Origin of the sequence: Sphingopyxis sp., from assembly GCF_016793825.1 — a bacterium.
GTDB lineage: Bacteria > Pseudomonadota > Alphaproteobacteria > Sphingomonadales > Sphingomonadaceae > Sphingopyxis.
On record NZ_JAEULM010000007.1, the window covers coordinates 1 to 4,458 of the forward strand.

General features: G+C 60.6%; 6 protein-coding genes and 1 pseudogene. 4 read left to right on the forward strand and 3 right to left on the reverse strand.

All coding sequences use genetic code 11. The annotated features are described in order from the left end of the window. On the forward strand, positions 1–527 hold a 527-nt coding region (locus tag JNM03_RS01935), incomplete at its 5' end, for a hypothetical protein (RefSeq protein ID WP_294033980.1). Here the strand turns inward: JNM03_RS01935 and queE are convergent. Continuing rightward, positions 443–1,003, reverse strand: coding sequence for a 7-carboxy-7-deazaguanine synthase (gene queE, locus JNM03_RS01940; RefSeq protein WP_234181011.1), 561 nt, complete (start codon positions 1,001–1,003; stop codon positions 443–445). The genes JNM03_RS01935 and queE overlap by 85 nt on opposite strands. Beyond that, the gene (locus tag JNM03_RS01945) at positions 1,000–1,932 is read right to left on the reverse strand and encodes a DGQHR domain-containing protein (protein ID WP_294033981.1); all 933 of its coding nucleotides are present in this window, start codon (positions 1,930–1,932) and stop codon (positions 1,000–1,002) included. The genes queE and JNM03_RS01945 overlap by 4 nt, the downstream gene beginning before the upstream one ends. Between JNM03_RS01945 and JNM03_RS01950 the strand changes: the two genes are divergently transcribed. Further along, positions 1,870–2,145 (forward strand): hypothetical protein, encoded by a 276-nt coding sequence (locus tag JNM03_RS01950; protein WP_294033982.1) that lies wholly within the window; start codon positions 1,870–1,872, stop codon positions 2,143–2,145. The two genes, JNM03_RS01945 and JNM03_RS01950, sit on opposite strands and share 63 nt — an antisense overlap. Positions 2,146–2,354: 209 nt before the next feature. On the opposite strand, the gene JNM03_RS01955 is transcribed toward JNM03_RS01950, so the two are convergent. After that, positions 2,355–2,552, reverse strand: coding sequence for a hypothetical protein (locus JNM03_RS01955; RefSeq protein WP_234181007.1), 198 nt, complete (start codon positions 2,550–2,552; stop codon positions 2,355–2,357). A gap of 78 nt (positions 2,553–2,630) precedes the next feature. Here JNM03_RS01955 and JNM03_RS01960 point away from each other — a divergent pair. Then, positions 2,631–2,951: pseudogene (locus JNM03_RS01960) on the forward strand (ATP-binding protein); the annotation flags it as partial. Positions 2,952–3,200: 249 nt separating this feature from the next. After that, a complete protein-coding gene (locus JNM03_RS01965; protein WP_234181004.1) occupies positions 3,201–4,226 on the forward strand; it encodes an IS110 family transposase in 1,026 nt (341 codons plus the stop codon). Positions 4,227–4,458: the final 232 nt, after the last annotated feature.

Consider the following 4,458-nt stretch of genomic DNA (forward strand, 5'->3'; position numbering starts at 1 on the left):
ACTTGATGTATGACCAGTCGGGCCCTCTGCTAGTCGCCTTGTCCGAGGCGTATATTGAGATGCTGGCGCCCGAGCTGATCGCGCTGCCGTCCGACGACCTCGCGCGCGTGCGCATATTCACTGCATCGCCTGCTGCGCGCATGCCCGACGCTCTTCGTCCGCTCCGGATGCCTTATGACAATCGTCTGGACGGGCCCGACAGTCCGTGTCCCGGCACATTGAACGATTTTGCGTCGCGAGCGCTCGCGCACTTCGTTGGCTTTGGCCGCGGGACCGTTCCGCAAGCTTCATTGGACGCTGATGTTGAGGCCGTACGTTCGGCGATCGGTTCGTGGCGGGGAGCACAGAAGTTCGATCGCGCACGCCACGACGACGATACGATGCTCAAGCTTATTGCGGAGCATTGGGAAAGCGCCGGGGGAAGTGCGTCGCGACTGCTTCGCTATTTTCGCGACGAATTGGGCATCGCCTGTGAGCAGTCGCGCTTTGCCGCGCTCGCGCGCCGCGTTCGGGAGACTAAGAAGTGAGCGCGCGCGAAACCTTGAAGATAGACGAGTTTGAGTTCGTCGCCGCCCGTGAGATGCAGCGCGGCGTCGGCCTTCGGCGAAACGCAGATCCAGTCGATGCCGGCAGGCGCCGCCTGCGTGCCGTTGGTCTCGACGCCAATCTCAAACCCGCGGCTGTGCAGCGCTTCGATGAGCGCGTCGTCCACCTGCAGCAAGGGCTCGCCGCCAGTCAGCACGATGTAACGGCCATGGGCGCCCTCGCCCCACGCCTCTTCGACGGCATCGACCAACGCGGCGGCGTCAGCAAAGCGTCCGCCGCCGGTTCCGTCCATGCCGACAAAATCGGTATCGCAGAAACTGCAAACCGATGAGGCGCGATCCTGTTCGCGCCCGGACCAGAGATTGCAGCCCGAAAACCGGCAGAACACGGCGGCGCGGCCGCTCTGAGCGCCCTCACCCTGCAGTGTTTTGAAGATTTCCTTCACCGCGTAACTCATGCTGCACCCTCACTCGGTTCCAGCAGCGGAGCGGGAGCAGGCTTGCGCCGCTGCCGTTGGTCGGCCTTCACAATTCCGACGAGATAATGTTTGAGCAGCGCGACGTCGCGATTGACGTTTTGGAGCGACTTCCAGCGCCGCGTTTCGTCGTCGAAATGCCAGTCGCCGTCAGTCCATGCGGTACGGTCCTGAAGACAGAGCAGCCCCTCGTAGAAATCGTCGACCGATCGCGCGTCGGCGCGTTCGGCGAGAACTTCCATCACGTCGCCCATCGCCTGAATGCCGACGCCGTGCAGAAGGCGTGAGCTCGCAGGCGTCTGGCCATGCCAGGCTTCGGGGAAGACGCGTTTCACCGCATCGAAGAAATTCGAGATGAGGCGAACACACTTGTCGCCGCCTTTGGCGCTCCGGCTAAGATCGCGCAGCACGCCATTGTTGAGCGACTCCATGATGATCTTCTGCATCACCGTGTCCGCGATGATGCCCTCGGGCCATGTGTGCTGCTTGATATAGCCTTTCAGCGAGGTCGCCTCGAAGTTGAGGCGCCCGGTAAGGTCCGCCGCCTCGGATCGGCGACTGAGACGCGCCGGGAGATCGTCGACCGTCGGGAGCAGCTCATAGATCAAGGATTTGGGAAGCGGTTTGCTGTTGTTGATCAGCACGAACTGACGGCGCAGTTCGGCTTCGTCGCGGCAGATCAGTGCCGACACGAAAACCTGAAAATCGCGGTCGACCTCGGCCAGCGCAGAAAGCCGCTGCTGCCCGTCGACCACAAAGCCCTGGGCACCGTCGCTCATGTCGATCGACAGACGGGCAATTCCGCCATCCATATCCAACGCGACGCTGCAGGCGATCGCTGGGTCAAGGTGCTGGCGCTCTATCCGCGAAATGAACTTCTGAAGGACCAGTTTGCGGAGGTGTACAGTCAAGCCCGACGTCTTGATGTGACGTTGTCTGATGGCGGACGCAGAAAGATTCTGATCGGGACATTTTTCGGCCCGACGCCGTACTCGGCTGAAAAGGCGCATGACGATGGGCAGATCGATCGCGCCTTCGAGTTTTATACACCTTGGCGGAAGCCGCAGGCAGCCGAGCCAAGAAAGCGCTGGAAGAATTATTTCCGGGCTGCAGGGTCGATGTAAATTCCGACCTGGTGGCAACGGCGAAGCTGACAAGTCTCGCCAAAGCGGCAGATTTATTCGTGTTCGCGTGGAAAAGCAGCAGTCATCAAGCCTTCTACTGCGTAAAGGACGCCTTAGCGGGGAGGGACCCGATCTGGGCACCGGGGAAGGGAACGGCTAGCATCTTGCGCGCAGTGCTCGATCACCTGGCGTGAGACTGGCATCGATCGTCAGCGTGACGCGGCGATCGCTCGATCATAGAGCGCGTCGAGCCTCTCAAGCGGCGCGATAAAATGGGGCTCGAAAATGCGATCCTTGTTATCGGCGACCGTCTTTAGACTGCAGGCTTTGACGAAGGTCATGATGTCCTTCTCCCAATATCGCCAGACGAACGGCCCCGTCGCGCGCAGGAACTGGACATCCGACACTGGCGTGCGATCAGCATGGACCGCGAAATGATTTTCGAGGCGGACGTAGAAGTTGACGATCGCGGTTACCGCCCACGCTTGGTGACACGCCTCGAAGAGGAGACCCGGATCGGCAAAGGCGGGACCCTGGCGGCGCAGCTGTCGCGGCTCGATCTGATCGTGCTCGACGAGCTTGGATATCTGCCGTTCGCACGCTCGGGAGGGCAGTTGCTGTTCCACCTCATCAGCAAGCTCTATGAGCGCACCAGCGTCATCATCACCACGAACCTCGCCTTCGGCGAATGGCCGACCGTGTTCGGCGATCCCAAGATGACCACGGCGCTGCTCGACCGCGTCACCAACCACTGCGATATCGTCGAGACCGGCAACGACAGCTGGCGTTTCAAAAACCGCAGCTGACCGCCACCGTCGGCGCCTTCAAAAATCTATCTTGCGCTGCGCGCGCCTCCGGTCGGGCTACGCCCGCCCTTCGCCGCACGCAGCGCAAGGCCATCCTCAACAAATCCTCAGCATATCCTCAAAGGGGGTCCCTCTTCGACGCCGATCGGGGGTCCCTTTTGAACACGATGACGTAATTGCTGCCGTTGTTCCCATTGGGATGCGACGGCTTCAGAATGAGTGAGGTCATCGTAACGAAGGGATATCGCCATGAAGCAATATGTCGGGCTGGACGTGTCACAAAAAGAGACGTCGATTTGCATTGTTGATGAAGCCGGGCGGCCATTATACCAAGGCCGGGTGAAATCAGATCCGGGCGTCCTGGCCGCCGTCGTCGCCAAGAAGGCTCCCAATGCCGAACGCGTAGGTCTCGAGACAGGTGCTATGTCGAGCTGGCTCTGGCATGAGCTCAAGCGAACCGGCCTGCCAGTGGTCTGCATCGATGCTCGCCACGCCCATGCGGCACTGTCCGTCCGCATGAACAAGAGCGACGAGAATGATGCTCGGGGCCTGGCGGAACTCGTCCGGGTCGGATGGTATCGGGAGGTCGCCGTCAAAAGCGAGGAAAGCCAGGCCGCACGGTCCATCCTTGTCTGTCGATCCCGGTTGGTACGGATCCGGCGCGATCTCGAAAACCAGATGCGTTCCATGCTGAAGGAGTGTGGCATGCTCTTTCCACGGGCTGTCGGCGGGCAGTTCCAGCGGCGGGTCAGCGATCTTATCGCCGATGGCCATGCTCTCGGCCCCATTCTTCTTCCCCTTCTGTCCGTGCATGAACAGACATGCGGCGAGTTGGAAAAGATCGATAGAACCATCCGTCACCTCGCCCGAGAGGACGAGACGACCCGGCGGTTGATGACGGTTCCGGGCATCGGTGTCGTTACAGCCCTAACATTCCGCCATACGATCGATGATCCCACCCGCTTTCAGAACGCCACGAAGGTTGGAGCTTATCTCGGGCTCACACCCCGCCGAAAGCAATCGGGTGAAATGGACGTGACGGGAAAGGTCTCGCGATGGGGCGACAGGCTGTTGCGCACATATCTGTTCGAGGCCGCCAGCGTCTTGCTCCATCGAACCAAGCGGTGGTGCGCGCTCAAGGCCTGGGGGCTACGGATTGCAAAGCGCAGTGGCATGAAGAAAGCGCAGGTCGCAGTCGCACGAAAGCTCGCCATCATCCTCCACTGCATCTGGGTGGATGGAACCGAGTTCGAGTGGGGAAAACAGCCTGCTTGATCGTCATAACTACCCTGAGATCGCAGGGCTGAAGCCAGCCCTGTGATGATCCACCGGGACGGTGGTTGCGGTGACCTCGTTCAAACGGCTGCGGACTTCAGGACCGCGTTGCACACGTTGAGGCACCCGACCCGGACATCATCATGAGGCCATGACCTCGAAAAGGACCATGACCCCGGTATGGATCAACTACAGGCTTGACAGAAACCCGCAATTAAAGGGCCGTTTGACA